This is a genomic window from [Mycobacterium] manitobense, assembly GCF_025821665.1.
In the GTDB taxonomy this organism is placed as follows: Bacteria; Actinomycetota; Actinomycetes; order Mycobacteriales; family Mycobacteriaceae; genus Mycobacterium; species Mycobacterium arseniciresistens.
In genome coordinates, this window is record NZ_JACKSJ010000050.1 from 1 (window position 1) to 25,130 (window position 25,130).

Sequence of the window (25,130 nt, forward strand, 5' to 3'; positions counted from 1 at the left end):
GTCCCCCAGCACGATCGCGGCGCGCCCGCCGTCGGACTCCTTGAGCGCGGCCACCGCCGACCGGGCGGCGCCGAAGTCCTCCGCGGCCAGCGCGTCGGCGGCCGGCCCGAGCACCGTCGCGATGGCCACCTCATACCCGGCGCGAACCTTGAGCAGCTTGGCGACGGTGCCGAAAAGACCTGTGCCGCCGTGGTTCTTCTGCAGCCACGCCGCGCCGTCGCGGCGATCCATCCCGACCGCGAGCGCGTCGATCCGCGCCCGCAGGGAAGCCACCTGACGTTCGGCGCCGCGCTCGGCGGACTGCAGCTCGGCAACGCGTTCGTCGGCCAGCCGCAGCGCGGTGACGCTGCGGTCGTGGTGCTCGTCGAGACCGACCTCGCCGGCGTCGAGCTCACCGACGCGGCTCTGGACCGTCTCGAAGTCGGCCCTGGCCTGCTGCGCCTTCGCGGCGGACTCCTCGATGCTCACCGACAGCCGGGCCACGGTCTCGTCGATCGACTCGACCCGGGTGCGCATCGTGTCGACCTGCCCGGCCAGCCGCGCCAGCCCTTCGCGGCGGTCGGCCTCGGCGCGGGCGGCGGCGAGGTGCGCGCGCTCGGCCTCGGCGGCGATCCGGTCCTTCTCGGACTGTTCGGCGCGGGCCTCCTCGAGGCGCCGCCGTGACTCCTCCAGCTCGCCGAGCAGTTGCGCCTCCCGCGCGGCCATCTCGTCGGCCTCGGCCTCCAGCTCCTCGGGATCCCGGCCGGTCGACGGCTCAGGCTCGGAGTCGAGCAGCTGGGCCCGCTCGCTGGCGATGCGGACGGTCGCGCCGACCCGCTCGGCGAGCGCCGACAGCCGGAACCACGTCTGCTGGGCACCCTCGGCGCGTTCCGACAGCGACGCCACCGCCGCCTCGTGGCCGTCGAGCTCAGTGGTTGCGGCCTCCAGCCGGGTGGTGATCTCGTCGTGCTCGCGGCGCAGCGTCGTCTCGGCCTGATCGGTGTTGTCGAACTCGGTCTTGCGGGTCACCAGGTCGTCGGCCGCCAACCGCAGCCGGGCGTCACGCAGGTCGGCCTGGATGGTCTGCGCGCGACGGGCCATCTCGGCCTGCCGCCCCAGCGGTTTGAGCTGGCGGCGCAGTTCGGTGGTGAGGTCGCTGAGGCGCGCCAGGTTGGCCGACATGGAGTCGAGCTTGCGGACCGCCTTCTCCTTGCGCTTGCGGTGCTTGAGCACGCCCGCGGCTTCCTCGATGAACGCCCGGCGTTCCTCGGGCCGGGACTCCAGGATCTCCGAGAGCTTGCCCTGCCCGACGATGACGTGCATCTCCCGGCCGATGCCCGAGTCGGAGAGCAGCTCCTGGACATCCATCAATCGGCAACTGCTGCCGTTGATCTCGTATTCACCGGCGCCGTCGCGGAACATCCGGCGGGTGATCGACACCTCGGAGTAGTCGATGGGCAGCGCGTTGTCGGAGTTGTCGATGGTCAGCGTCACCTCGGCGCGCCCCAGCGGCGCGCGCGACGACGTGCCGGCGAAGATGACGTCCTCCATCTTGCCGCCGCGCAACGTCTTGGCGCCCTGCTCGCCCATCACCCAGGTCAGCGCGTCCACCACGTTGGACTTGCCCGACCCGTTGGGCCCGACGACGCAGGTGATGCCCGGTTCGAAGCGCAGAGTCGTCGGCGATGCGAAGGACTTGAAGCCCTTCAGCGTCAGACTCTTGAGATGCATGACGTGCCAGACTACTGACCGCCGCGGCTAACGCTCCCGAAACCCCGTGATCGGCTCACCGGCGTCGGACCAGTCGGCGACGACGGTGGTGACCGAGCCGGGGGTGTTCTCCCCCTGCAGCAGGTCGAGCAGCCGCTCGCAGGCGTCCCGGGAGCCTTGGGCCACCACCTGCACCCTCCCGTCGGACTTGTTGGCGGCGAACCCGGTCAGCCCGAGTTCCAGTGCCCGCGACCGCGTCCACCACCGGAAGCCGACGCCCTGCACGCGGCCGTGCACCCAGGCGGTCAGCCGGACGTCAGCGTCCTTCGGCATCGCCCGTCCCAGCGTCGACCTCGAAGTTCACCGTGGTGCCCGACTTGAGCGTCCGGCCCACCGTGCACACCTGATCGATCGCCCGCTCGACGACGGTGAGCAGCCGGGCGCGATCCTGCTCGGACAGCCCGGACAGGTCCACCTCGAGCTTCTCCTCGACCAGCGGGTAGCGCTCCTGCTCGCGGTCGGCCACCCCGGACACCCGGATCGTCGCGGCGTAGTCGTCGCCGAGGCGCCGGCGCAGCGGCTGGTCGCTCGACATCCCGCTGCAGGCCGCCAGAGCGATCTTCATGAGCTCGCCCGGTGTGAACACGCCGTCGACGTCGTCGCTGCCGACGAGCACCTCCGCACCGCGTGAGCTCCGCCCGGTGTACCGACGCACGCCCGTACGCTGCACCCACAGTTCCGTCATGGTCTCTTTCTACAACGTGGCGGCCGCCGCAATTCCCCGCCCTCGCGGGCGCCCGGCACCGCGGTGACTGCCTGCCCGCAGGGCGTCCCGGTGTTACGGTCGTCGCGACTGCCTCAGGAGCAACCCATGACCCACGTGCCACCCACGCCGCCCGATCCGAATCAGGGTCAGTGGTCCCCGCAGGGCCCCTACGGACCACCGCAGTACGGCCCGCCGCAGCAGTACGGACAGCCTCAGCAGTACGGCTCGCCGCAGCAGTACGGGCCGCCGTCCGAGCAGTACGGCCAACCCCCGTACGGCCAGCCCCAGTACGGCCAGCCCCAGTACGGCCAGCCCCAGCAGTACGGCTACGAGGGCGCGCCGTATCCGCCCGCCGGCTACCAGGGTGGCTACCCGCCGCCCGGCTGGGGGCCGGCCCCGCAGCCGCCCGGCTCCGGACGGGGAAAGTGGTTGCTGTTCGGCGGAATCGGCGTCGCACTGGTCATCGCGCTGGTCGTCGTCATCGCGCTGGTGGCCGGCTCCGGCGACGGTGGCGATTCCTCGGCGAGCGGTGGGGGCACGTCGGCCGAATCGGATGACGAAGCCGCGATCCGTCAGCTGTTCGACGACATCAATGCCAGCAGTGACTTCGAAGCCGCACTGCAGAGCTATTTCTGCGCCGGCGACCGAGAACTGTTCGAGTCGTTCGGTGATCTCGGCGACCTCGGTGATCTGGGCGACCTCGACGTCCCGGGCGATCCCGGATCGTCGACGGAGACCGCGGAGATCTCCGACATCCAGGTCGACGGTGACGCGGCGACCGCACAGGTGGAGACCGGCACCCAGAAAGAGGAAGTGCACTTCGCCAAGGAAGGCGACGACTGGAAGGTCTGCATGACCGCGGCGCCGGGCTTCCCGGAGATGCCCCGCTAGATCAGGACCGCCGCACGCGGGGCCGGGCCTGGCATCGCGGACAGTAGAACGACGAGCGGTTCATGAACTTCTCCCGCCGCATCACCGCACCGCAGCGCCGGCACGGCTCGCCTTCGCGGCCGTAGGCGTCCAGCGACCGGTCGAAGTACCCCGATTCGCCGTTGACGTTGACGTACAGCGAGTCGAATGACGTGCCGCCCTGGCCGAGTGCGTCGGTCATCACCTCGGCGGCGGCGTCGAGCAGTTCGGTCAGCTGCCGACGGGTCAGCGCCGACGCGAGGCGGGTGCCGTTGATCTTCGCCCGCCACAGCGCCTCGTCGGCGTAGATGTTGCCGATCCCTGACACCACCGTCTGGTCGAGCAGCTGGCGCTTGATCTCGGAGTGCTTGCGGCGCAACACCGTCACCACCCCGTCTCGGTCGAAGCGCGGATCGAGCGGATCGCGGGCGAGATGCGCCACCGGCATCGGGACGTCGGTGCCGTCCACCGTCACCATGTCGGCCAGCTGCCAGCCCCCGAAGGTGCGCTGATCGACGAAACTCAGCGCGGTGCCGTCATCGAGCAGTGCGGCGATGCGCAGGTGGTTCTCGTTGGCCACGGGTCCGAGGAGCATCTGACCACTCATGCCGAGGTGGACGACCAGTGCCGTGTCACCGTCGTCGAGCGTGAGCCACAGGTACTTCCCCCGTCGGCCGGTACCGGCGACGTGCGCGTCGAGCAGCCGGCCGGTCAGGTCGGCGGGTCCTGCGCCGTGACGCCGGACCGCGCGAGGGTGGTGGACCCGCACCGCGGTGATGGTCCGGCCCGTGACATGGGCGTCAAGGCCACGCCGGACGACCTCCACCTCGGGTAGTTCAGGCATCGACACCCGTGGCCGACAACGCATTCCAAGCCGCTGCGGCGGCCCTGAGCTCGGCCTCCTTCTTGGTGCGTCCCACTCCCCTGCCGTACTCGATGTCCGCGACGACGACGGTGGCGGTGAATTCCTTGTCGTGGTCCGGGCCCGTCGAGGTGACCACGTAGGACGGCGCGCCCATGCTCCGGGCCACGGTGAGTTCCTGCAGGCTGCTCTTCCAGTCCAGCCCGGCACCCAACGTCGGTGCGGTGGTGATCAATTCGGCGAACAGCCGCAGGATCACCTCCCGCGCGGTCGCCAGCCCGTGCTCGACATAGATGGCGCCGAGCAGTGATTCGACGCCGTCGGCCAGGATGCTCGACTTGTCGGCGCCGCCGGAGTGCTCCTCGCCCTTGCCGAGCAGCAGGTAGGCGCCCAGCCCGTCGGCGCTGAGATTGCGGCCGACGTCGGCGAGTGCGTGGGTGTTGACGATGCTGGCGCGCAGCTTGGCGAGGTCGCCTTCTGAGCGGTCGGGGTGGCGGTGGTAGAGCTCCTCGGTGACGGTCAGGCCGAGCACGGCATCGCCGAGGAACTCAAGGCGCTCGTTGGTCGGCAGGCCGCCGTTCTCGTAGGAGTAGCTGCGGTGGGTCAGGGCGATGGTGAGCAGTTCAGGGGGCAGGTCCACCCCCAGCGCCTCGAGCAGCGGCGCGCGGTCGGTCACGAATCGTCCCCCGGTTCGCGGGGCGCCTCGTCGGGCAGCAGCGCCGCCAGTTTCGCCCAGCGCGGGTCGAGCTGTTCGTGGTGATGGTCCGGTTCGGCTTCGGCCAACCGGACGCCGCATTCGGCGCACAGCCCTTCGCAGTCCGGCCCGCACAGCGGGGCGAACGGCAGTGCGAGACCGATGGCGTCGATGACCGGCTGCTCGAGGTCGACGGTGTCGGCCTGACCGCTCGAGCCCACCCGGCCGATCTCGTCGGCGTCCGTGGTCTCGTCGGTGGCGCTGTCGGGATAGGCGAACAGCTCGGTCAGGTCGATGTCGACGTGGCCGGTGATCGGGGTCAGGCAGCGTCCGCACTCGCCGGCCGTCGGCGCCGAGACTGTGCCGGTGACCAGCACACCCTCCGACACGGACTCGATCCGCAGGTCGAGCTCGAGCGGGGCGTCCTTCTCCACCGCGACGAGGTCGAGGCCGATCCGCAACGGACTGGGGATCGTCTCGCGGACCGTGAGCATCGAGCCCGGTCGCCGGCCCAGCGTGGACAGGTCGAGCACGAGCGGCGAAGGTGTTGCACGGTGTCGCGCTCTCCGCTGCGTAGCCATGTGTGCGATGTTACGGCGCTGCTCAAGACGGCCGCCGCGGGATCGCGGCTGCCGGACGGGTGCGGCCCCGGGGCTACCTGGTGACGTAGTCGTGCGTCCCGGCCGCAGTGCGCAGCTGGTGGCGGCCGCGACCGACGGAGCGCAGCGTGCCGTTGAGGAACTCCTCGAACTCGGCGAGCTTGCTGTCGACGTAGATGTCGCACTCCCCGCGGAGCCGGTCCGCCTCGGCGTGCGCGGTGTCGACCAGGCGGGTGGCCTCGGCGTTCGCGGTGGCGACGATCTCGGTCTGCGACACCAGCCGCTGCTGCTCCTTGATGCCTTCCTGGACGGCCTTCTCGTAGGAGATGTTGCCGTTCTCGATCAGGCGGTCGGCCTCTGCCTTGGCGCGGCCGGTGGCGGCGTCGTACTCGCGCTTGGCGGTGGCGCTGACCCGCGCCGCCTCTTCGCGCGCCTCGCCGACCATCCGCTCGCTGTGCTGGCGTGCCTCGGCGACCATCCGGTCTGCCTGGGCCTTGGCGTCGGCGAGCAGGCGGTCGGCCTCGCCGCGCGCATGGTTGAGCATCGAGTCCGCCTCGGCCCGTGACGACGCCACCATGCCCTCGGAGTGCTCCTTGGCGTCGCGCAGCAGTGAGTCGCGGGCGTCGAGAACGTCCTGCGCGTCGTCGAGCTCACCGGGGATGGCGTCCTTGATGTCGTCGATCAGCTCGAGGACGTCTCCGCGGGGCACCACACACCCCGCGGTCATCGGCACGCCGCGCGCTTCTTCCACGATCGCGCCCAGTTCGTCGAGCGCCTCAAAAACTCGGTACACGGCAACACCCTCCAGGCGAAGTAAGTTGTTACTAGTGTGCCTGGTGTTACCGCTGTGACTCTGCAGCACGGTCGGTGTGTCGCACCCGGCACATTTTCAGCATGCAATGCAGCATGCACCAGCGCACGGCCGGCCGAACCCGCAGGCCGGGCGCCGGTGCGTGCCGCTCAGCGCATCGCCGCGGCGATCGCGTCGCGCGCCCGGTCCAGCATCGAGGCGAACGGGCCGACCGCGAAGTTCAGCTTCGCCGACTCGACGCCGGGATGCGGCCGGGTGGGGGCGATCGCCTGCGCGGCCAAAACTCCCGCGGCCATGCGCTTGAGATCGGCGGGGTCCAGTTCGCGCTGCAGCTTGTTGAACTCCTCGGTCTCCTCGCGTTCGGCGTGGTCGAGCACGGACGCACGGAACAGCACGAGTTCGTCGAGGAACTCCTGGGAGCCGATGTCCATCGCCTCCAGGGCGGAGAGGTACTCCTTGGCGACGTGTTCCTCGCGCAGGCGGGCGTCGACGATGAGGTCCCCGCTGTCCACCTCGCGACGGACCCTGGGGTGCACCACCATCTCCTCTGCGGTCTCGTGCACCGCGAGGAGTTGGCGCAGTTCGGTGAACGCCTTCTCCCTGGCCTTGGTCTCCGACGCGTACAGCACGTCGTCGAACATGTCCTTGATGAGGTTGTGCTGGTCCTTGAGGAACGCGACGACGTCGTCGGTCGATTGCACGAATGTCTGAGCCACGACAGTGACCTCCGTATTGCTGGCTGATTCGGGCGGCGCAATGGGCTGTGCGCCACACCGTGGCTACCCCGCGTCGCGCCAGGTCAACCGTGCGCCGGGCGCCGTGAGCCGGTGATATGCGTCGCCGCCGCCGTGGCAGGATGTGCGCCATGACGACGCCCGGTCCGCCGGTGGGACGCCTTGGCGCCACCTCGATCGACTGCCCCGACCCGGCCGCCCTCGCCGATTTCTACGCCGCACTGCTCGGCATGCACCGACTCGTCGAGGCCCCCGACGGCAGTGTCGTCGCGATCACCGACGGCACCGGCGTGCTGGCGTTCATGCGCGTCACCGACTACGTCGCGCCGACCTGGCCCGAACCCGGGCAGCTCCAGCAGATGCATCTCGACGTCTCCGTCGACGACATCACCGACGCCGTCGCGCAGGCGGTCGCCCTCGGTGCCCGCGAGGCGGCCCATCAGCAGGCCCCCTCACTGTGGCGCGTCATGCTCGACCCCGTCGGCCACCCGTTCTGCCTCACCACGGTGACGCCCGACTAGGTGCGGCGAATCAGCCTGCGGCGCCGCGCCTTTCGGCCAGCCGGCGGTTGACCGCCTCGGGCAGCAGCTCGGTGACGTCACCGCCGAGCATCGCCACCTCCTTAGCCAGCGACGACGACACGAACGAGTAGCGCGGCGTGGTCGCGACGAAGAAGGTGTCCACCCCGGCGACATGTTTGTTCATCTGGGCCATCTGCAGCTCGTACTCGAAGTCTGTGCCGGTGCGCAGGCCCTTGACGATCGCGGTCAGCCCGCGCGCCTTGACGAAGTCGACGACCAGCCCGGAGCCGGACTCCACCCGCAGGTTCGGCAGGTGCGTCGTCGACTCCTCGATCATCGCGATCCGCTCGTCGGGGCTGAACAGCCCCTTCTTGTTCGGATTCCCGAGCACGGCGACGACGACCTCGTCGAACTGCGCGGCGGCCCGCTCGAAGACGTCGATGTGACCAAGCGTGACCGGGTCGAACGATCCGGGGCATACGGCGCCGCTCATGGGTGACGACGCTAGCAGGGCGGCTCGGAGGGCAGGAGCGAAGCGACCGGGGATTGAATCGGAGGGCAGGAGCGAAGCGACCGGGGATTGAATCGGAGGGCAGGAGCGAAGCGACCGGGGATTGAATCCGCTCAGCCGGACTCGGCGATGTCCAGCCGGGTGTCGCCGTAACGCCGCTGCGGCCACGGGGTCCAGTGCTCCGGCCACCGTGTCGGCGCGGCCGATGCGCGGCGCTCGATCACCACCACCGTCCCGGCACGTGTCCAGCCGGCGTCGAGCAGCGCGATCATCTCGTCGATCTCCGCCTCGGCGATCTCGTAGGGCGGGTCGGCCAGCACCAGGTCCACCGGCGATGCGGCGCCGCCGAGCGCAGCGGCCACACCGGCCTTGCGCACGTGCGCGTTACGCACGCCGAGGTCGGCGAGATTGCCCTCGATGACCCCGGCCGCGCGCCGATCCGCCTCGACGAACGTCACGGTCGACGCTCCGCGCGAGATCGCCTCCAGCCCAAGGGCTCCGGATCCGGCGTACAGGTCGAGCACCGACAGCCCGGCCAGGTCGAGCCGGGCCGTGAGCACGTTGAACAACGACTCCCTGACCCGGTCGGTGGTGGGCCGGGTGCCGCTGCGCGGAACGGTGATCCGGCGGCCGCCGAGCGCGCCGGCGATGAGGCGGGTCAGCTGACCACGACCAGGAGGTCGCCGCCTTCGACCTGTGCGGTGTCGGCGACCGCGATACGCGCCACCTTGCCGTCCTTGGGTGCGGTGATGGCGGCCTCCATCTTCATCGCCTCGATCGTGGCGATGGTCTGGCCGGCGCTGACCTCGTCGCCGACGGCGACGGTGACGTTCACGACGCCGGCGAACGGCGCGGCGACGTGGTCGGGGTCGGTGCGGTCAGCCTTCTCGGCGGTCGGCACCTCGCTGGCGATGCTGTTGTCGCGCACCAGAACCGGGCGCAGCTGGCCGTTGAGGATGCACATCACGGTCCGCATGCCGCGTTCGTCGGCGTCGGAGACGGCCTCCAGGCCGATGAGCAGTTCGACACCCCGCTCGAGGTATACCCGGTGCTCCTCACCCTGGCGCAGACCGTAGAGGAACTGGTTGGCGCTCAGCCGGGAGGTGTCGCCGTAGACCTCGCGGTGCGCCTCGAATTCCTTGGTGGGGCCGGGAAACAGCAGGCGGTTGAGTGCGGCCTGGCGTTTCGGGCCGGGCTGGGCCAGCACCGCCTCGTCCTCCGGACTCAGTTCGGTGACGGGCTTGGCGGGGGCGCGCCCGGCCAGTGCTGTGGAGCGCAGCGGTTCGGGCCAGCCGCCGGGCGGATCACCCAACTCGCCGCGCAGGAAGCCGATCACGCTGTCAGGGATGTCGAAACGGGCCGGGTCGGCGGCGAACTCGTCGGCGTCGGCACCGGCACCGACCAGCGACAGCGCCAGGTCGCCGACCACCTTGGACGACGGCGTGACCTTGACCAGGCGGCCGAGGATGCGGTCGGCGCCCGCGTAGGCGTTCTCGATGTCCTCGAACCGGTCGCCGAGCCCCAGCGCGATGGCCTGCTGGCGCAGATTGGAGAGCTGACCGCCGGGGATCTCGTGGTGGTAGACCCGCCCGGTCGGCGCGGGAAGACCGGACTCGAACGGCGCGTACACCTTTCGCAGCGCCTCCCAGTACGGCTCCAGGTCGCAGACCGCGCCCAGGTCGAGTCCGGTGTCGCGGTCGGTGTGCGCGGCGGCGGCCACGATCGAGGAGAGTGCGGGCTGGCTGGTGGTGCCGGCCAGCGGCGCGGCGGCCCCGTCGACCGCCGACGCGCCTGCCGCCCAGGCCGCGGTGTAGGTGGCGAGCTGGCCGCCGGGGGTGTCGTGGGTGTGCACGTGCACCGGCAGGTCGAAACGGGACCGCAGCGCGCCGACGAGCAGGGTGGCCGCGTGCGGCCGCAGCAGCCCGGCCATGTCCTTGATGGCCAGTACGTGTGCACCCGCCTCGACGATCTGCTCGGCCAGCCGCAGGTAGTAGTCCAGCGTGTAGAGGTCCTCACGCGGATCGGCGCAGTCGCCGGTGTAGGACATCGCCACCTCGGCGACCGCGCTGCCGCTGGCGCGCACGGCGTCGATGGCGGGGCGCATCGAGTCGACGTTGTTCAGCGCGTCGAAGATGCGGTATATGTCGATGCCCGTCGCGGTGGCCTCCTCGACGAATGCCGTCGTCACCGTCTCCGGATAGGGCGTGTACCCCACGGTGTTGCGGCCGCGCAGCAGCATCTGCAGACAGATGTTGGGCACCGCCTCACGCAGCGCCGCCAGCCGTTCCCACGGGTCCTCCTTCAGGAACCGCAGCGCCACATCGTAAGTCGCGCCACCCCAGCATTCGATGGACAGCAGCTGCGGCATCATCCGCGCCACGTACGGCGCGACCGTCAGCAGGCCGGTGCTACGCACCCGGGTGGCCAGCAGCGACTGGTGGGCGTCGCGGAAGGTGGTGTCGGTGACCCCGACCGCGGGCTCGTCACGCAGCCACGCCGCGAAGCCCTCCGGGCCCAGCTCCATGAGGCGCTGCTTGCTACCTGCCGGCGCCGGCGTCGTGAGGTCCAGGGTGGGCAGCTTGTCCTGGGGGTACACCGCCGACGGCCGCGGGCCGTGCGGCTGGTTGACCGTCACGTCGGCCAGGTAGTTGAGGATCTTGGTGCCGCGGTCGGCCGGGGTGCGGGCGGTCAGCAGATAGGGACGTTCGTCGATGAACGACGTGGTGACCCTGCCCGCGCGGAAGTCCACGTCGTTGACCACGGCCTGCAGGAACGGGATGTTGGTCGAGACACCGCGAATCCTGAACTCCGCCAGCGCACGTCGCGCACGGGCCACCGCGGTGGAGAAGTCCCGGCCGCGGCAGGTCAGCTTGACCAGCATCGAGTCGAAGTGCGCACTGATCTCGGCGCCGAGCACGGTGCCGCCGTCGAGGCGGATCCCCGCCCCGCCCGGCGACCGGTAACCGGTGATGCGGCCGGTGTCCGGCCGGAAGCCGTTGGCCGGGTCCTCGGTGGTGATCCGGCACTGCATCGCCGCGCCCCGGATCTGCAGGGACTCCTGACTCAATCCGAGATCGGCCAGCGATTCGCCGTCGGCGATGCGCAACTGGGAGGCCACCAGGTCCACATCGGTGATCTCCTCGGTGACGGTGTGCTCCACCTGGATGCGCGGATTCATCTCGATGAACACGTGGTTGCCGCGCTCGTCGAGCAGGAACTCCACGGTGCCCGCGTAGGCGTATCCGATCTCACGGGCGAAGGCCACCGCGTCGGCGCAGATCTTCTCCCGCAGCTCGGCGGGCAGGTTCGGGGCCGGGGCCAGCTCGATCACCTTCTGGTGGCGGCGCTGCACGCTGCAGTCCCGCTCGAACAGGTGCATCACCTCGCCGTGGCGGTCGGCCAGGATCTGCACCTCGATGTGGCGCGGGTTGAGCACCGCCTGCTCCAGGTACACCGATGCGTCACCGAACGCCGACTCCGCCTCGCGGCTGGCCGCCTCGATGGCCTCCTGGAGCCCTCCCGGATCGCTGACCCGCCGCATCCCGCGTCCGCCGCCGCCGGAGACGGCCTTGACGAACAGCGGGAACTCCATAGACTCCGCGGCGGCCAGCAGCTCCTCGACCGACTCCGACGGCGCCGACGACGAGAGCACGGGCAGCCCGGCGGCCCGGGCCGCCTCGATCGCCCGCGACTTGTTGCCGGTCAGTTCCAGGATGTCGGCGCCGGGCCCGACGAAGGTGATGCCGGCCTCGGCGCACGCCGCGGCCAGTTCGGGATTCTCCGAGAGGAAGCCGTAGCCGGGATAGACCGCGTCGGCGCCGGCGTGCCGGGCCACCCGGATGATCTCGTCGACCGACAGGTAGGCGCGCACCGGATGGCCGACCTCGCCGATCTGGTAGGACTCGTCGGCCTTCAGCCGGTGCAGCGAATTGCGGTCCTCGTACGGGTACACCGCCACCGTCGCGATGCCCATCTCATAGGCCGCGCGAAACGCCCGGATCGCTATTTCCCCACGGTTGGCGACCAGCACCTTCGAGATCACGCGCTACTTTAACGCGTCGCGCGGGCCCGACGTCCCGGGGTGGTCAGAGAAGGGTGGACCAGTAGTCCCAGAACCGCTCGAGGATGAGCAGGATCAACCCGGTGAACCACAGCGCGACGAGCGACCATCGCCACTGGTGCACAGCGCGTGCGACCGCGTTGCCCTGCGCGGGCTGCAGCGCGATCGACGACACCACCACCAGCAGCGGGATCGTCACCGCCCACACCACCATGCAGTAGGGGCACAGCGCGCCGATGCGGTACAGGCTCTGGAAGATCAACCAGTGCACGAACACCGTGCCCGCTAGCGTCCCGGCCGCAAGACCCATCCAGTACCAGCGCGGCAGCGACACCTTGGCGACGGCGAGCACACCGGTCATCAGGACCACGGTGAACGCCACGATGCCCATCAGCGAGTTCGGGAAGCCGAACGCCGACGCCTGCGGCGTGGTCATCACAGAACCGCACGAGAGCACCGGGTTCAGGCTGCACGACGGCACGTAGCTGGGGTCGATGAGGAGCTGGACCTTCTCCACCGTCAGGGTGGCTGCCGCCGCCAGGCCGAGGACACCGGCGATCAGCACCCACACCGCGCTCGGCGACCGGACGCGACTCCCGGACCGGCTGTTCGCGGCCGGTTCGGTCGGTTCGACGGCGCTGGGCGCGGCGACGGTCATGACGACGGCGGGGGAACGGGGCCGGGGGCGGGGCCGTCCAGCGCGGGGATGTCCCCGACGATCTCCTTGACCTTGGCGATCAGGTCGTCCGGCGTGGTCTGTTGGGTCAGCTGGAAGTCTTCGCCGTTGATGCGGATGGTCGGCGTGCCGTTGACGTCCGTCGCGTCCGCCATGCCCTTGACCATCTCGACATAACGACCCTTGTTGATGCAGTCGGACACGCCGCCGGTGACGCCGGCCTGCCGGGCGTACTCGATCAGCTGCTTGTCGTCGGGGTAGACGCCGCTGCCCTCCTGGGGCTGGATGCCCGGGGTGAACAGCGCCGCATGAAAACGCTGGAACGCCTCCTTGTTCTCGTCGGCCACGCAGTATGCAGCGCTGCCGGCACGCGACGAGTAGCCGTCACCCACCCGGTCCAGGATCGCCACCGTGTAATAGTCCGCGGCCACCGCACCGCTGTCGATGAGCTTGCCGACCGTGGGCCCGAACTCCTGCTCGAACTGGCCACAGGCCGGGCACAGGAAGTCCTCGTAGAGCGACAGCACCACCTTCGGCTCGGTGGTGCCCTCCTTGACGATCAGGCTGTCCGACGCCAACCGGACGGCCTTGGCCTCGCCGGAGCCGGGACGGTCTTCGGCCGACGACACGATGTAGAGCACGAGCGCGACGGCGAACACCACCACGATCCCGGTCAGGCCGATCTGGATGAACAGGTTGCGCTTGCGATCGGCCGCCTTCAGGTCGTAGCGGGGCGTCTTCTTGGGTTTGGTGGCCACGGGGCCAGCGTACCGGCGGGTGGTCGGCGGGCCCCAGCGTGCACCGGGTGCTACGGGTGCTGCAGATGCGCCCGCAGCGCCGAGATCATGTCCGCGGTGGCCCGCTCGCTGCCGCCGCCCAGCGGGAAGAAGTTGACGAAGCCGTGCACCAGCGTGCTCTCCTCGCGCAGCTCGACCTCGTTCCCGGCGGCGCGCAGCGCCTCGGCGTAGCGGTTGCCCTCGTCGCGCAGCGGGTCGAAACCGCCGGTCAGGACCAGCGCCGGGGGCAGCCCGCGCAGGTCGTCGGCCAGCAGTGGCGACACCACCGGATCGTCGACGGTCACCGACGAGCCGTCGACGTAGTTCGCGGCGAACCAGTTCATGTCGCGGGCGGTGAGGAAGTAGCCGTCGGCGAACAGCGTCTTGGACCTGGTGTCGCTGCTCAGATCGGTGACCGGGTAGATGAGCAGCTGCAACGCCGGTGGGCGGACGCCGTCGCGGCGGGCGTGCTGGCAGACCACCGCGGCCAGGTTGCCCCCCGCGCTGTCGCCGCCGACGGCGACGCGCTGCGGGTCGGCTCCCAGCTCTGCGGCGTGGTCGGCGGCCCAGCGGTAGGCGGCGTCGGCGTCGTCGACGGCCGCGGGCGCCTTGTGCTCGGGCGCGAGCCGGTAGTCGACCGACAGCACGTGCATGCGGCCGTCGCGGCTGATCCGCCTACAGAGGTCGTCGTGAGTCTCCAGGTCGCCGATGACGAACCCGCCGCCGTGGAAGAAGACCAGCAGCGGCGCCGGACCGGAGACGGCCTGCACCGGCCGGTAATGGCGGGCGGGGATCGGCCCCGCAGGCCCGGGGATCTCGATGTCGCTGACGTCGGCGGCGATGCCGCACGGGAACATCGCGGCCACCGTCCGCAGCTGGGTGCGGGCGACGGCCACGTCCTCGCTGGCCACCAGGCCGCCGATCCCGGCGACCCGCTCCCCAGTCAGCATCAGCTGCAGCGTGGTGTCGAGCGTGTTGCCGTCGACAGTGACCGATCGGCCACCGAGCACCACCCGCTTGACCACATCGGGCAGCCGCGGGATGACCCGGAACGACGCGGCCGTGACCGCGTTGACCACCGCGTCGCGCACGGTGCTGCGCCCCCGCGGCGCCGGCCCCGGTCCGGACTCCTCGGGCCCGACCCGCGGTGCGTGCAGTGCGTCACTCGATGTCATGGATATCCCTCGTTCGCTGTCAGTGTCATGTACCCGCTGCCGCCGGAACACCCACCCCCGGCCCGGGTGCTGATTAGGCCGCGTTCCGAACTCGTAATATCGTCATCCGCAAGTCGGTGAACCGATCTCCGGACCTTCAAACCACAGGGTAGGTGACATGACAACGGCGCCAGCGGTTCCCACCGTCACGCTCAACGACGGACACTCGATTCCCGTCCTCGGGCTGGGGGTGGGAGAGCTCTCCGATGCCGAGACCGAGCGCGCGGTGTCGGCGGCGCTGGAGGCCGGGTACCGGTTGATCGACACGGCGGCGGCGTACGGCAACGAGGCCGCGGTGGGCCGGGCGGTGAAGTCGTCGGGCATTCCGCGCGACGAGGTGTTCGTCACCACCAAGCTGGCCACCGGCGACCTGGGCTTCAAGTCCTCTCAGGACGCGGGCCGCGCGAGCCTGGAGCGGCTCGGACTGGACTACGTCGACCTGTACCTGATCCACTGGCCCGCCGGTGACCACGGCAAGTACGTCGACAGCTGGGGCGGGCTGATGAAGCTCAAGGAAGACGGGGTGACCCGCTCGATCGGTGTCTCCAACTTCCACGCCGAGCATCTGTCCAACATCATCGACCTGTCGTTCTTCACCCCCGCGATCAACCAGATCGAGCTGCATCCGCTGCTCAACCAGGCCGAACTGCGGGCGGTCAACGCCGGCTACGAGATCGTCACCGAGGCCTACGGCCCGCTGGGCGTGGGCAGGCTGCTGGAGAACCCGGCGGTCACCGCGGTCGCGCAGGCCCACGGGAAGTCGGCCGCACAGGTGCTGATCCGCTGGAGCATCCAGTTGGGCAACGTGGTGATCCCCCGCTCCTCGAACCCGGAGCGCATCGCCGCGAACCTCGACGTCTTCGACTTCGAGCTCACCGGCGACGAGATGGCGACGCTCGACGGGCTCGACGAGGGCACCCGTTTCCGTCCGGACCCGGACACCTACACCGGCACCTGAGCTCACGGCGCTAAGCGGGTCCCAGCAGGATGCGGCTGATCTGCGTCGTGGTCTCCACACCGTCGTCATAGCCGCCCTCGCCGTCGAGCGAATTCATGATCGCCAACGTGTAGCGCTGCTGCGGCCCGGCGAATCCCACCGTGTTGACGACCCATCCGCCCTGCTCCTGCGACCATCCGTTCTTGTTGCCCGGCGCCATGGCGCCGCCAGCGCCCCACACTCCCCACTGCTGGTCGCGGTCGACCCGCTGCATCTCCGCGACGACCGCGGCGGCGTCGGTGGGCGGCAGGCCGGTCAGGACGAAGTTCATCAGACCGTCGAGGTCGTCGGCAGTGGCCTTCTGGAAGCCCCAGTACGGGAACACGTCGCCGAAGCCCGGTTGCGGGCGCACATTCGGCATCCCGTAGCGGGGGAAGTTCTGGTTGAAGGCGTTGTCGGTGCCCCCGTAGCGCGCCCACAGTGCGTCGGCCGCCGCGTTGTCCGAACTACGCAGCATCGCGACCATGAGTCGCCGATCCTCCTCGCCGAGCCGGAGCGAACCCGCCCGTTCGCGGGTGAGCAGGTCGGCGACCATCGCGAGTTTGATCGTGGACGCCGTCCACACGAGGGTGCCGGCGTCGGCGTTGCGGTACCTGGCTCCCGTCACACGATCGCGCACCACGAGTCCCACGGTTCCCGGCCGTGTCGCAATGTAGTTCTCTGCTCTGGTGATTCGGGCGCGCAGGTCACATTGCGAATCGTCGGGTCCGCACGCCGCACGGGCAACGGGGGCGGCACCACCGGCCGAGAAGAGCAGGGCGGTGACGACGGCGAACACGGTGACCGCTCGCACAGGCCTGCCTCTCTTCCTCACGTCGCGGGTCGCACGACCTTCACCGACGCGGTGATCGAACATCGGGTCGCCGGCCGTCTTCGACCGAATCTGTGCCGAAACGTCCGACTCCCGGGATGAAGCGTCCCACCCGGCGGCCGTATTCGTGGTAACGCGCGCCGTGGGTGCGCAGCAGGTACGGCTCTTCGACGACACGGACCTGGAGCTCGATGGACACGGACAGCAGCGCGAAGCCGAGCAGGGCGAGCACGTTCGGGTTCATCAGTGCCACGCCGGCGCCGAAGACCAGCATCGCGGTGAAGATGGGATTGCGCACCCAGCCGAAGACTCCGTTGTCGACCAGCTGGGTCACCTCACCGGTGTCGACGCCGATGCGCCACGAGTCGCCCATGGACTCCTGGGCCCACAGTGTCGCCGCGATGCCGAGAACCGCGAGAATCGTTCCCGCGACACCGAACAGCGGATGGTCCAGCGCCCCGACCGGAGTCAACGCACCGACCAGCTGCAGGATCGGCGCGACGGCGCCGGCCACGACGGCGATCGCGAAACCGACGCCTGCGAGCCACTCCGTCGATCCGGGCCTGCCGTGAAAGCCCCGCATCCCCGTCGATCCGGTTCGGCGCCACTGCAGGTAGCTGCGCCAGCCGAAGCCGGTGACGATGAACACCGCGTAGAGCGCCAGCGCTGCACTTGCCATCTGAATGGTCCTCTCATATCGACGGTTCGAGCATATGTAGTCATATGCGCATGTGTCTATACTTAGTTCGCGGTTGTGAAGGGATCTCCCGTTCGCCGCCACCTCAGCCGGTCGGGCAGGTGGCTGCGGCGTCGCGCAGCGTTACCGCCGAGCGGGTGTCCACCGGCAGTCCGTACCCGCGCAGCACCGCCGAGAACTGGACGGCGTACTGACACCAGAACGCCCGGTTGGGTGGCATCCACTCGGCCGGCGTGTCGTCGCCCTTGTCCTGATTGGCCGCACCTGACACGGCGATCAGGTTCGCCGGGTCGTTGGCGAATCTGGCGCGCAGATGATCGGTCCAGTGCCGGGCGCCGAGGTCCCAGGCCAGTGCCAGCGGGACGAGGTGGTCGATCTGCACCGACGCCCCGATCTGGTTGCCGCGCACGAAGGCGACCGTGGCGTTGGTGTACGGGTCGTGCAGCGTGCCGGTGGCCACCGCGGTCGGGCAGCGGCTGATCGACACATAGGTCTTGTCCACCAGGTCGCGTTCGAGGATGTCGTTGCGGGTGTCGCAGCCGTTGCGGCCGCCGGGCGCGTCGGTGTCGTCGGTCCACGACTCGCCGAAGGCGGCCCGCCGGTAGTCGTTGCCGCGGAGCCTGCCCGGCACCTCGGGCACCCCGGCCAGGATGTCGGTTCCCGGTATGACGGTAGGGATCTCGGCCTGGGCGACGAACCGCCCCGGCGACTGCCCGGTGTTGACCTGTACGGCCACCAGCACCGCGAGCACGGCGGCCACCGCCACCCACCACGTCCGTCGCCTGGTCACGTCTTGTCCAGGTAGTCCACGTCGGTGTCGGTGAACTGGGCGGCGAGCAGCGCCATCCCCGGGTCCTGCGGCGCTTGGGTGTAGTGCTCCTCGCACAGCGCACGGGCGTCCTGGATGATCTCCAGATGGTCGACCAGTGACAGGAAGTGCAGCTTGAGCCGGCGCCCGGACTGGTTGAGGCCCAACACGTCCCCCTCGCGGCGCTGTTCGAGGTCCAGGTCGGCGAGCTCGAACCCGTCCAGCGTGCTCGCCACCGCCTTCAGCCGCGCACCGGCTTTCGAGCCCTCCGGGAGCCGGGTGGCCAGCAGGCACAGGCTGGGATGGTTGCCCCGGCCGATGCGGCCGCGCAGCTGGTGGAGCTGACTGATGCCGAATCGGTCGGCGTCCATCACCACCATCACCGTCGCGTTGGGGACGTCGACACCGACCTCGATCACGGTCGTACACACCAGGACGTCGATCTCGCCGGCCCGGAACGCGGACATCACCGCGTCCTTCTCGTCGGCCGGCAACCTGCCGTGCATGAGCGCCAGCCGCAGCCCGGACAGCGGACCACCCTTCAGCCGGTCGAACAGCTCCACCACGGTGGTGGGCGGCGGTCCGCCGCCGGCGCCCGGCTCTTCGTCGGATTCGTCGATCCGTGACGCCACCACGTACGCCTGCCGCCCGGCGCGCACCTCTTCGGCCAGCCGTGCCCACGCCCGCTCGAGCCACGCCGGTTTGGCGGAGACGAAAATGGTGTTGGTGGTGATCGGTTGCCGCCCGCGCGGCAGCTCGCGCAGCGTCGAGGTCTCGAGGTCGCCGAAGACCGTCAGCGCCACCGTGCGCGGGATGGGCGTGGCCGTCATCACCAGCAGGTGCGGGGTGAGGCCCGCAGGGGCCTTGGCGCGCAACCGGTCCCGTTGTTCGACACCGAAGCGGTGCTGCTCGTCGACCACCACCATGCCCAGGTTGTGGAACTCCACCGCGTCCTGCAGCAGCGCATGGGTGCCGATCACGATGCCCGCCTCTCCGGAGGACACGGCGGCGCGTACCTGACGCTTCTGCTGCGGCGACATCGACCCGGTCAGCAGGGTCACCGCGGTCGCCCGGTCGGCGCCTTCGAGCTGCCCCGCCATCGCCAGCGGACCGAGCACATCGCGGACCGATCGCTCATGTTGCGCAGCAAGCACTTCCGTGGGCGCCAGCAGCGCGCACTGATAGCCGGCGTCCACCATCTGCAGCATCGCGAGCACCGAGACGATCGTCTTGCCGGAGCCGACCTCGCCCTGCAGCATGCGGTTCATCGGCCGATTGGCCGCGAGTTCGGACGACAGTTCGACGAGCACCTCGCGCTGACCGTTCGTCAGCTCGAACGGCAGCCTCTCGCGCAGTCCGGCGACCAGACCGTCGTCGCGCAGCGGTGCCGGAGGGCCGGACTCCCCGAGCTCGCCGTGGCGCCGGCTCACCAGACCCCACTGCAACCCGACCGCCTCGTCGACAGTCAGCCGGTCCCGGGCCCGGTCGCGTTCAGCTTCGCTCTCGGCCAGGTGGATCGCCCGTAGCGCGGCGTCTTCCGAGACCAGACCGCGTTGACGAACAACGTTGGCGGGCAACGGATCAGGTACAGGATCGAGCATGTCGAGCGTCTGCCGCACGCACGCATAGATGTCCCAGCTCTGCACCTTGGCGCTGGCCGGGTAGATCGGGAAGAAGTCCCGCTCGAACGCCGCCAGCAGGTCGTCGCCGGTCTCGCCCGAGGCGGCCGCGATGGTCTTGAGCGACTTGGTGCCGATCTTCTTTCCCAGCGGCGACTCGAGGACGAGGAAGTCCGGGTGACTCAACTGAAGTGTGTTGCGGAACCACTTCACCTCACCGGACAACATCAGCCGGGTGCCGACCGGCAGCTTGTCGATCATCCAGTCCGCGTTGAAGAACGTCGCCGTCACCTTCGGTGTGCGTTTACCGATGGTCAGGCGCAGGTACTGGCGCCTGCGCTTGCCCGGCTGCGCCTTCATGAATCCCGGGTCGGCCTCGGTGATCTCGTCGACGAAGGTGACGTGCTCGCCTTCCTCGAGATCGAGCGCCTCGCCCTCACCGCGCACGGTCATGCCGTCGCTGTACTTGCGCGGGTAGTGGCGCAGGAGGTCGTTCACCGTGCGGAGGCCGAGGTGCTCCTCGAGCTTGCGTGCCGATTTCGCGCCGATGACCTTGTCGAGGCGGTCGGAGAGGGTCGCCATGGCTATTCGACGCCGATCAGCAGCGCGTCACCGCCGTGGCCGGTGTGATAGGTGACGAGTTCGGTGCCGAGGTGCTCGCGGTGCACGTGTTCGCGCAGCGCCGCGCCCACCGACGCGTCGACGCCGTCGCCGGTGAGCACCGTGACCAGTTCGCCGCCCGCCACCAGCAGCAGGTCGATCAGTCCGGCCGCGGCGGCGGTGAGGTCGGGGCCCACGATCAGCACCTCGTCACCGGCGATGCCGAGTCCGTCGCCGGGCCTGCATGTGCCCGCCCACGTCAGCGCCTCCTCGGTGGCGGTGCGCACCGTCCCGTGCCGGGCGGCCGCGGCGGCGCGGGCCATCGTGTACCCGTCGTCGACGGCCTGGCGTGCGGGATCGTGCACCGCGAGGGCGGCCAGCCCCTGCACCATCGACCCCGCGGGCACCGGCACCACGTCGATGCCCCAGCCGATCGCCGCTGTGCATCCGGCGACCAGCTCCTCGGCGGCGACATAGCCGTTGGGCAGCACCATGATCTGCGCGGCGCCTGCGTCGACGAGGGCCCGCAGCAACTGGCTTGCGCTCACCGGACCGTCGGGGGCGGGCCGCAGCACCTGCGCTCCCTCACCACTGAACAACTCCTCGGCGCCTGCGCCGTCGACGATGGCCAGCACCGCCCGGTCACGGCTCCACCCCGCCGCGGGCCGGGCGGCGGCGGCGCCGGTCAGCGCCGTGATCTGGATGCGGCTCGGTGTGCCCACCGCGAGGCCGGCCTCGACGGCGGCGCCCGCATCGTCGGCGTGCACGTGCACCGAGTACTGCCCACCGCCGGAGGCCGCGATGGCCACGGATTCACCGAGGTGGTCGAGCCGGCCGCGCAACCGCTCGACGTCGTCGGCGCCGCAGTCGCTGAGCAGGTACATCACCTCGAACTGGGGCGGCGCCGCGGTGGCGTTCCGTTCGCCGCCCGAGTGGGCGCCGGGGGACGGTGAAGAGGACGGGGACGGCACGTACTCCGCGCGCCGGGTGACCTCGCCGGTGAGCGTCGAGGTCATGGCGTCCAGCAGGACGAGCAGGCCCCGTCCACCGGCGTCGACCACCCCCGCGGAGGCCAGGACTGCGAGCTGTTGCGGGGTGCGGTCGAGGGCGTCGGCCGCGGCGTCGGCGGCCACGGCGGCCACGTGGGCCGCATCGGCACCGTCGGCGGCGACTCCGGTGGCCGCATCGGCGGCGGCCTGCAGCACGGTGACGATCGTGCCCGGCACCGACTCCCCCATCGACGTCGCCGCGAACGCCGCGGCCTGTCGCAGCGTGGCGGCGTACAGCTCGCCGTCCACCTCGGGGAGTTCGCCGCCACGCTCGGCGGCGGCCTCGGCGGTGACGACGGCCAGCCCGCGCACGATCTGGGACAGGATCACCCCGGAGTTGCCACGGGCGCCGTGCAGGGCGCCCTCGGCCAGCGCCGCGCTCACTGCGGCGACGTCGCCAGGTCCCTGTGCGTCGACCTGCTCCCATGCCGCGCGCATGGTGAACAGCATGTTGGTGCCGGTGTCGGCGTCGGCGACGGGGAAGACGTTGAGGCGGTTGATCTCGTCGGTGTGGGTGATCAGGTCGCCCACCGACGTGTGGGCCCACCGGCGCAGCGCGCAGGCGTCCAGCCGCCGACCCGCCATCCCACCTCCAGACCCGTGTAGTCCGCCGTCGCGTCAGCCTAACGAGTGGCGACGACACCGCCGACCACATCAGCCGGGCTGGTCACGCCCTGTGGACAGCCGATCCACAGCCGCACGGGCGCCGTTTTGGGGAATGCCGCGGCGGCCGGTATCCTGATCAGGTTGTCGGGTCACCCGCTTGCGGTCGTTGGCCCCCAAGATCCGAGCACGTACTGATCCGAGGAGTTCTGACTATGGCTGCCGTGTGCGATGTCTGCGGGAAGGCCCCCGGCTTCGGCAAGTCGGTGTCGCATTCGCACCGGCGTACCAGCCGCCGCTGGAATCCCAACATCCAGTCGGTGCGCGCCGCCTCCCGCCCGGGCGGCAACAAGCAGCGCATCAACGTCTGCACCTCGTGCATCAAGGCCGGCAAGGTCGCGCGCGGCTGACCCAGCCGGGCTCCGGCCGTCTCGACTAGGGGTTTAGCCCCCGGGACGCAGGGGGAAGCCCTGTCTTCATGGCGCTTCGCAGCACGTCCCAGTCTGTTCTCCTCACTCTGGCCGCCGGCGTGGCAGCCGGCACCCTCTTCACGGCGTGCGGCGACGATTCCGGCGGGGAGAGCGAGACCTCCACCACCGAGACCACGTCGGTGACGACCACCGTGGAGACGGAGACCGAGACCCAGACCCAGGTGCCCGGTTCGACGACGCCGTCGCCCGAGTTGCCCGGCACCACCGGCGGTGACGCGACCGTCGAGGTCCCACCCCCGCCTGCGGTTCCGTCGCCGCCTGCGATCCCGTCGCCTCCCGCGATCCCCGCACCACCGGCGATTCCTGCACCGCCGCCGATCCCGGCGATCCCCGGTAGCTAGGGCAGTTGCCAGTCGACGGGCTCGGCGCCCATCTGCGTCAGCAACTCGTTCGCGCGGCTGAACGGCCGCGATCCGAAGAATCCGCGCGACGCCGACAGCGGTGAGGGGTGGGGCGACTCGATCGCCACACAGTCCCCGCCTGCCAGCATCGGCTTGAGGGTGGCCGCGTCGCGCCCCCACAGCACCGCGACCAGGGGTTTCTTCCTGTCGGTCAGCGCCTGGATGGCGCGCTCGGTGACGGCCTCCCAGCCCTTGCCGCGATGGGACGCGGGCGTGCCGGGCCGCACGGTGAGCACCCGGTTGAGAAGCAGCACCCCGCGCTGCGCCCACGGCGTCAGGTCACCGGTGCTGGGCTGCGGAAGGCCGAGGTCGGCGGTGTACTCGGTGAAGATGTTCGACAGGCTGCGCGGGATCGGCCGCACGTCGGCGCCGACAGAGAAACTCAGGCCGACGGCGTGGCCCGGCGTCGGGTAGGGATCCTGGCCGACGATCAGCACCCGCACCTCGTCGAAGGGGTAGGTGAAGGCGCGCAACACGTTCGGGCCCGCAGGCAGATAGCGGTGCCCAGCGGCCAGTTCGGCGCGAAGGAACTCCCCCATCTGGGTCACCTGGTCTCCGACGGGCGCCAGCGCGCGAGCCCAGCCGGGCTCGACGATTTCTTCCAGTGGGCGTGCGGTCACGAGTGGCCAACCTAGCGTGCACGGTCGGTCAGAACGACTGCCATCCCCGGTTGCCCTGCCACGGCCGACCGTCCACCAGGACCTCGGGCGGACCGTCGAGGACCCGTCCGATCACCCGCCAGCCCTCGGGCGGCGGGCCGGGGAAGGTCGCGACCAGGGCGTGGTCCTCACCGCCGCCGAGCACCCAGTCCCAGGCGTCGGCCCCGGTCGCCGCCGCGGCCGCGGACACGGCGTCGTGGTCGGCCCGCAGCGCGTCGGCGGCGATGTCGACAAGCACCCCTGCGGCCGACGCGAGGTGCCCGACGTCGGCGAGCAGGCCGTCGGAGACGTCGGTCATCGACGTGGCACCCGCCGCGGCCGCCCGGCGACCCTCGCCGTAGGGCGGTTCGGGCACCAGGTGCCGCCGCCGCAGTTCGGCGCAGCCTTCGAACGACTCGTCGATCCTGTTGTCCCACAGCGCGAATCCCGCCGCCGACCGCCCGAGCTCGCCCGCCATGGCAAGCACGTCGCCCGCGCGGGCGCCGTCGCGGCGCACCGGATGTCCGCCGGCCAGGTCGCCGAGCACCGTCACCGAGATCACCCACTGCGGTGACCGGACCAGGTCGCCGCCGACGATGCCCGCGCCGAGCCGGCGGGCCTCTTCCCACAACCCGTCGGCGAGTTCGACCGCCTGGGCGACGGGTGTGTCGGCGGGAGCGCCGAAGGCCACGACGAAGGCCGTCGCGCGCGCGCCCATCGCCTCGATGTCGGCGGCGTTCTGGGCGATGGCCTTGCGTCCCACGTCGTGAGGCGTTGACCAGTCCAGCCGGAAGTGCCGCCCGGCGACCAGCATGTCGGTCGACACCACCGTGCGCCCGTCGCCGGCCCGCACCACCGCGGCGTCGTCACCGGGTCCCAGTTCCACCGCGGCCGGTTGCTCACGCCCATTGACCAGCCGGTCGATCACCGCGAACTCCCCGGCCGTAGCCAGTGTTTCGGCCGGTTCGAAGCTCGCCATGTCGCCTCCTACCGGGCCGTTCGCGAAAATGAACACCGGCTCGACCTGCGGTACGTTTGGTCCCTGCGGCGTGGAGTCTATGCAGCGAGACAGAGGAGACGGCAGGTGGTCGAGGCTTTCATGCTGATCCAGACCGAGGTGGGCCGCGCCGAGGTCGTCGCCAAGCAACTCGCGGGACTGCCCGGCGTGGTGTCCTCGGAATACGTCACCGGGCCCTACGACGTGGTGGTGCGGGTGGCCGCCGACACGACGGCCGACCTGACCGGCACCGTGGTGCCGTCGGTGCAGCAGAGCACCGGCATCACCCGCACGCTGACCTGCCCGATCGCCGACGGAGCCCAGCTCTAGGGTTGACCGGGTGACTGCACCGACCGGGGACGGGCCGCCGCGCGCGCTGATGATCGCGGCGGTCGCGGTGGCTGTCGCGGCGGTCGTGGTGCTGCTAGCGGTGGCGGCGATCCGGCAGGCCGACACACCGGCCGAGCCGGTGGCGATCTCGGCGGTGCCGGCGCCTGCGGCCGACGGCCCGGACTGTCGCAGGCTGCTCGACGCCCTGCCCGATGAGCTGGGCACCTACCGGAGGGCGCCGACGGCCGAACCCACGCCCGCAGGCGC

28 protein-coding genes are annotated in these 25,130 nt (G+C 70.5%); 7 read left to right on the top strand and 21 right to left on the bottom strand.

Annotation, left to right across the window (positions count from 1 at the left end; all coding sequences use genetic code 11):
* The 3 genes from smc to H7I41_RS06385 all read right to left on the bottom strand — a co-directional run.
* Nucleotides 1-1,710, bottom strand: a 1,710-nt coding sequence (gene smc, locus H7I41_RS06375; protein WP_264011730.1) for a chromosome segregation protein SMC, incomplete at its 3' end; no start/stop codon positions are given.
* Nucleotides 1,711-1,737: 27 nt separating this feature from the next.
* The gene (locus H7I41_RS06380; RefSeq protein ID WP_264011731.1) at nucleotides 1,738-2,022 is read right to left on the bottom strand and encodes an acylphosphatase; all 285 of its coding nucleotides are present in this window, start codon (nucleotides 2,020-2,022) and stop codon (nucleotides 1,738-1,740) included.
* Entirely contained in the window at nucleotides 2,006-2,434 is a 429-nt protein-coding gene (locus tag H7I41_RS06385; protein ID WP_264011732.1) for an OsmC family protein, read from the bottom strand. The genes H7I41_RS06380 and H7I41_RS06385 overlap by 17 nt, the downstream gene beginning before the upstream one ends.
* Nucleotides 2,435-2,560: 126 nt before the next feature.
* On the opposite strand from H7I41_RS06385, the gene H7I41_RS06390 reads away from it, so the two are divergent.
* On the top strand, nucleotides 2,561-3,346 hold the full coding sequence (locus H7I41_RS06390; protein WP_264011733.1) for an Rv0361 family membrane protein: 786 nt from the start codon (nucleotides 2,561-2,563) through the stop codon (nucleotides 3,344-3,346).
* Between the two features lies 1 nt (nucleotide 3,347).
* Here H7I41_RS06390 and mutM read toward each other — a convergent pair whose 3' ends face one another.
* The 5 genes from mutM to H7I41_RS06415 form a co-directional block, all read right to left on the bottom strand.
* Nucleotides 3,348-4,208 (bottom strand): DNA-formamidopyrimidine glycosylase, encoded by an 861-nt coding sequence (gene mutM, locus H7I41_RS06395; protein WP_264011734.1) that lies wholly within the window; start codon nucleotides 4,206-4,208, stop codon nucleotides 3,348-3,350.
* Nucleotides 4,201-4,902: a ribonuclease III gene (gene rnc, locus H7I41_RS06400; RefSeq protein WP_264011735.1), complete on the bottom strand. Its 702-nt coding sequence runs from the start codon at nucleotides 4,900-4,902 to the stop codon at nucleotides 4,201-4,203. Before rnc ends, mutM begins: the two co-directional genes overlap by 8 nt.
* On the bottom strand, nucleotides 4,899-5,501 hold the full coding sequence (locus H7I41_RS06405) for a YceD family protein (protein WP_264011736.1): 603 nt from the start codon (nucleotides 5,499-5,501) through the stop codon (nucleotides 4,899-4,901). Before H7I41_RS06405 ends, rnc begins: the two co-directional genes overlap by 4 nt.
* 73 nt (nucleotides 5,502-5,574) lie before the next feature.
* A complete protein-coding gene (gene sepIVA / locus H7I41_RS06410) occupies nucleotides 5,575-6,312 on the bottom strand; it encodes a cell division protein SepIVA (RefSeq protein ID WP_264011737.1) in 738 nt (245 codons plus the stop codon).
* 167 nt (nucleotides 6,313-6,479) lie between these two features.
* The gene (locus H7I41_RS06415; protein ID WP_264011738.1) at nucleotides 6,480-7,046 is read right to left on the bottom strand and encodes a hemerythrin domain-containing protein; all 567 of its coding nucleotides are present in this window, start codon (nucleotides 7,044-7,046) and stop codon (nucleotides 6,480-6,482) included.
* A 149-nt stretch (nucleotides 7,047-7,195) separates the two neighbouring features.
* Here H7I41_RS06415 and H7I41_RS06420 point away from each other — a divergent pair, with 149 nt between their 5' ends.
* Nucleotides 7,196-7,585: a VOC family protein gene (locus H7I41_RS06420; RefSeq protein WP_264011739.1), complete on the top strand. Its 390-nt coding sequence runs from the start codon at nucleotides 7,196-7,198 to the stop codon at nucleotides 7,583-7,585.
* Nucleotides 7,586-7,595: 10 nt separating this feature from the next.
* On the opposite strand, the gene coaD is transcribed toward H7I41_RS06420, so the two are convergent.
* The 6 genes from coaD to H7I41_RS06450 all read right to left on the bottom strand — a co-directional run bounded on the left by coaD (nucleotide 7,596) and on the right by H7I41_RS06450 (nucleotide 14,783).
* Nucleotides 7,596-8,078 (bottom strand): pantetheine-phosphate adenylyltransferase, encoded by a 483-nt coding sequence (gene coaD / locus H7I41_RS06425; protein ID WP_264011740.1) that lies wholly within the window; start codon nucleotides 8,076-8,078, stop codon nucleotides 7,596-7,598.
* A 131-nt stretch (nucleotides 8,079-8,209) separates the two neighbouring features.
* Nucleotides 8,210-8,758 (bottom strand): 16S rRNA (guanine(966)-N(2))-methyltransferase RsmD, encoded by a 549-nt coding sequence (gene rsmD, locus H7I41_RS06430; RefSeq protein ID WP_264011756.1) that lies wholly within the window; start codon nucleotides 8,756-8,758, stop codon nucleotides 8,210-8,212.
* Nucleotides 8,755-12,138: a pyruvate carboxylase gene (locus H7I41_RS06435; RefSeq protein WP_264011741.1), complete on the bottom strand. Its 3,384-nt coding sequence runs from the start codon at nucleotides 12,136-12,138 to the stop codon at nucleotides 8,755-8,757. Before H7I41_RS06435 ends, rsmD begins: the two co-directional genes overlap by 4 nt.
* A gap of 43 nt (nucleotides 12,139-12,181) precedes the next feature.
* Nucleotides 12,182-12,814, bottom strand: a complete 633-nt coding sequence (locus H7I41_RS06440) for a vitamin K epoxide reductase family protein (protein WP_264011742.1) — start codon at nucleotides 12,812-12,814, stop codon at nucleotides 12,182-12,184.
* Nucleotides 12,811-13,590, bottom strand: coding sequence for a DsbA family protein (locus H7I41_RS06445; RefSeq protein WP_264011743.1), 780 nt, complete (start codon nucleotides 13,588-13,590; stop codon nucleotides 12,811-12,813). Before H7I41_RS06445 ends, H7I41_RS06440 begins: the two co-directional genes overlap by 4 nt.
* 50 nt (nucleotides 13,591-13,640) lie before the next feature.
* Nucleotides 13,641-14,783, bottom strand: coding sequence for an alpha/beta hydrolase (locus H7I41_RS06450; RefSeq protein ID WP_264011744.1), 1,143 nt, complete (start codon nucleotides 14,781-14,783; stop codon nucleotides 13,641-13,643).
* Nucleotides 14,784-14,940: 157 nt separating this feature from the next.
* Between H7I41_RS06450 and H7I41_RS06455 the strand changes: the two genes are divergently transcribed.
* Nucleotides 14,941-15,780: an aldo/keto reductase gene (locus H7I41_RS06455; protein ID WP_264011745.1), complete on the top strand. Its 840-nt coding sequence runs from the start codon at nucleotides 14,941-14,943 to the stop codon at nucleotides 15,778-15,780.
* 10 nt (nucleotides 15,781-15,790) lie between these two features.
* On the opposite strand, the gene H7I41_RS06460 is transcribed toward H7I41_RS06455, so the two are convergent.
* The 5 genes from H7I41_RS06460 to H7I41_RS06480 all read right to left on the bottom strand — a co-directional run bounded on the left by H7I41_RS06460 (nucleotide 15,791) and on the right by H7I41_RS06480 (nucleotide 21,988).
* On the bottom strand, nucleotides 15,791-16,612 hold the full coding sequence (locus H7I41_RS06460) for a serine hydrolase (RefSeq protein ID WP_372503689.1): 822 nt from the start codon (nucleotides 16,610-16,612) through the stop codon (nucleotides 15,791-15,793).
* A 40-nt stretch (nucleotides 16,613-16,652) separates the two neighbouring features.
* On the bottom strand, nucleotides 16,653-17,309 hold the full coding sequence (locus H7I41_RS06465; protein WP_264011746.1) for a methyltransferase family protein: 657 nt from the start codon (nucleotides 17,307-17,309) through the stop codon (nucleotides 16,653-16,655).
* 103 nt (nucleotides 17,310-17,412) lie between these two features.
* Complete coding sequence (locus H7I41_RS06470) at nucleotides 17,413-18,117, bottom strand: HNH endonuclease family protein (RefSeq protein ID WP_264011747.1); 705 nt, start codon at nucleotides 18,115-18,117, stop codon at nucleotides 17,413-17,415.
* Nucleotides 18,114-20,336 carry an ATP-dependent DNA helicase RecG gene (gene recG, locus H7I41_RS06475; RefSeq protein WP_264011748.1) on the bottom strand — a complete coding sequence of 741 codons (2,223 nt, stop codon included), beginning with the start codon at nucleotides 20,334-20,336 and terminating at the stop codon, nucleotides 18,114-18,116. Before recG ends, H7I41_RS06470 begins: the two co-directional genes overlap by 4 nt.
* A 2-nt stretch (nucleotides 20,337-20,338) precedes the next feature.
* A complete protein-coding gene (locus tag H7I41_RS06480) occupies nucleotides 20,339-21,988 on the bottom strand; it encodes a fatty acid kinase ATP-binding subunit FakA (RefSeq protein WP_264011749.1) in 1,650 nt (549 codons plus the stop codon).
* A gap of 233 nt (nucleotides 21,989-22,221) precedes the next feature.
* On the opposite strand from H7I41_RS06480, the gene rpmB reads away from it, so the two are divergent.
* Nucleotides 22,222-22,416, top strand: coding sequence for a 50S ribosomal protein L28 (gene rpmB, locus H7I41_RS06485; protein ID WP_264011750.1), 195 nt, complete (start codon nucleotides 22,222-22,224; stop codon nucleotides 22,414-22,416).
* 119 nt (nucleotides 22,417-22,535) lie between these two features.
* Complete coding sequence (locus H7I41_RS06490) at nucleotides 22,536-22,838, top strand: hypothetical protein (protein WP_264011751.1); 303 nt, start codon at nucleotides 22,536-22,538, stop codon at nucleotides 22,836-22,838.
* Here H7I41_RS06490 and H7I41_RS06495 read toward each other — a convergent pair.
* Both H7I41_RS06495 and H7I41_RS06500 read right to left on the bottom strand, forming a co-directional pair.
* Nucleotides 22,835-23,518 carry a uracil-DNA glycosylase gene (locus H7I41_RS06495; RefSeq protein ID WP_264011752.1) on the bottom strand — a complete coding sequence of 228 codons (684 nt, stop codon included), beginning with the start codon at nucleotides 23,516-23,518 and terminating at the stop codon, nucleotides 22,835-22,837. The genes H7I41_RS06490 and H7I41_RS06495 overlap by 4 nt on opposite strands.
* A gap of 28 nt (nucleotides 23,519-23,546) precedes the next feature.
* Nucleotides 23,547-24,515: a thiamine-phosphate kinase gene (locus H7I41_RS06500; RefSeq protein ID WP_264011753.1), complete on the bottom strand. Its 969-nt coding sequence runs from the start codon at nucleotides 24,513-24,515 to the stop codon at nucleotides 23,547-23,549.
* A gap of 105 nt (nucleotides 24,516-24,620) precedes the next feature.
* On the opposite strand from H7I41_RS06500, the gene H7I41_RS06505 reads away from it, so the two are divergent.
* Together H7I41_RS06505 and H7I41_RS06510 are read left to right on the top strand one after the other, a co-directional pair.
* Nucleotides 24,621-24,863, top strand: coding sequence for an Lrp/AsnC ligand binding domain-containing protein (locus H7I41_RS06505; protein WP_264011754.1), 243 nt, complete (start codon nucleotides 24,621-24,623; stop codon nucleotides 24,861-24,863).
* A gap of 10 nt (nucleotides 24,864-24,873) precedes the next feature.
* Nucleotides 24,874-25,130: DUF3515 family protein (locus tag H7I41_RS06510; RefSeq protein ID WP_264011755.1), on the top strand; the 257-nt coding region annotated here is incomplete at its 3' end.

What these genes read in the sequence shown, in the direction of transcription:
- H7I41_RS06380 (WP_264011731.1), bottom strand. Translation starts at nt 2,022, where the DNA reads ATGCCGAAGGACGCTGACGTCCGGCTGACCGCCTGGGTGCACGGCCGC.
- H7I41_RS06385 (WP_264011732.1), bottom strand. Translation starts at nt 2,434, where the DNA reads ATGACGGAACTGTGGGTGCAGCGTACGGGCGTGCGTCGGTACACCGGG.
- H7I41_RS06390 (WP_264011733.1), top strand. Translation starts at nt 2,561, where the DNA reads ATGACCCACGTGCCACCCACGCCGCCCGATCCGAATCAGGGTCAGTGG.
- mutM (WP_264011734.1), bottom strand. Translation starts at nt 4,208, where the DNA reads ATGCCTGAACTACCCGAGGTGGAGGTCGTCCGGCGTGGCCTTGACGCC.
- H7I41_RS06405 (WP_264011736.1), bottom strand. Translation starts at nt 5,501, where the DNA reads ATGGCTACGCAGCGGAGAGCGCGACACCGTGCAACACCTTCGCCGCTC.
- H7I41_RS06420 (WP_264011739.1), top strand. Translation starts at nt 7,196, where the DNA reads ATGACGACGCCCGGTCCGCCGGTGGGACGCCTTGGCGCCACCTCGATC.
- coaD (WP_264011740.1), bottom strand. Translation starts at nt 8,078, where the DNA reads ATGAGCGGCGCCGTATGCCCCGGATCGTTCGACCCGGTCACGCTTGGT.
- H7I41_RS06440 (WP_264011742.1), bottom strand. Translation starts at nt 12,814, where the DNA reads ATGACCGTCGCCGCGCCCAGCGCCGTCGAACCGACCGAACCGGCCGCG.
- H7I41_RS06450 (WP_264011744.1), bottom strand. Translation starts at nt 14,783, where the DNA reads ATGACATCGAGTGACGCACTGCACGCACCGCGGGTCGGGCCCGAGGAG.
- H7I41_RS06455 (WP_264011745.1), top strand. Translation starts at nt 14,941, where the DNA reads ATGACAACGGCGCCAGCGGTTCCCACCGTCACGCTCAACGACGGACAC.
- H7I41_RS06465 (WP_264011746.1), bottom strand. Translation starts at nt 17,309, where the DNA reads ATGGCAAGTGCAGCGCTGGCGCTCTACGCGGTGTTCATCGTCACCGGC.
- recG (WP_264011748.1), bottom strand. Translation starts at nt 20,336, where the DNA reads ATGGCGACCCTCTCCGACCGCCTCGACAAGGTCATCGGCGCGAAATCG.
- H7I41_RS06480 (WP_264011749.1), bottom strand. Translation starts at nt 21,988, where the DNA reads ATGGCGGGTCGGCGGCTGGACGCCTGCGCGCTGCGCCGGTGGGCCCAC.
- rpmB (WP_264011750.1), top strand. Translation starts at nt 22,222, where the DNA reads ATGGCTGCCGTGTGCGATGTCTGCGGGAAGGCCCCCGGCTTCGGCAAG.
- H7I41_RS06500 (WP_264011753.1), bottom strand. Translation starts at nt 24,515, where the DNA reads ATGGCGAGCTTCGAACCGGCCGAAACACTGGCTACGGCCGGGGAGTTC.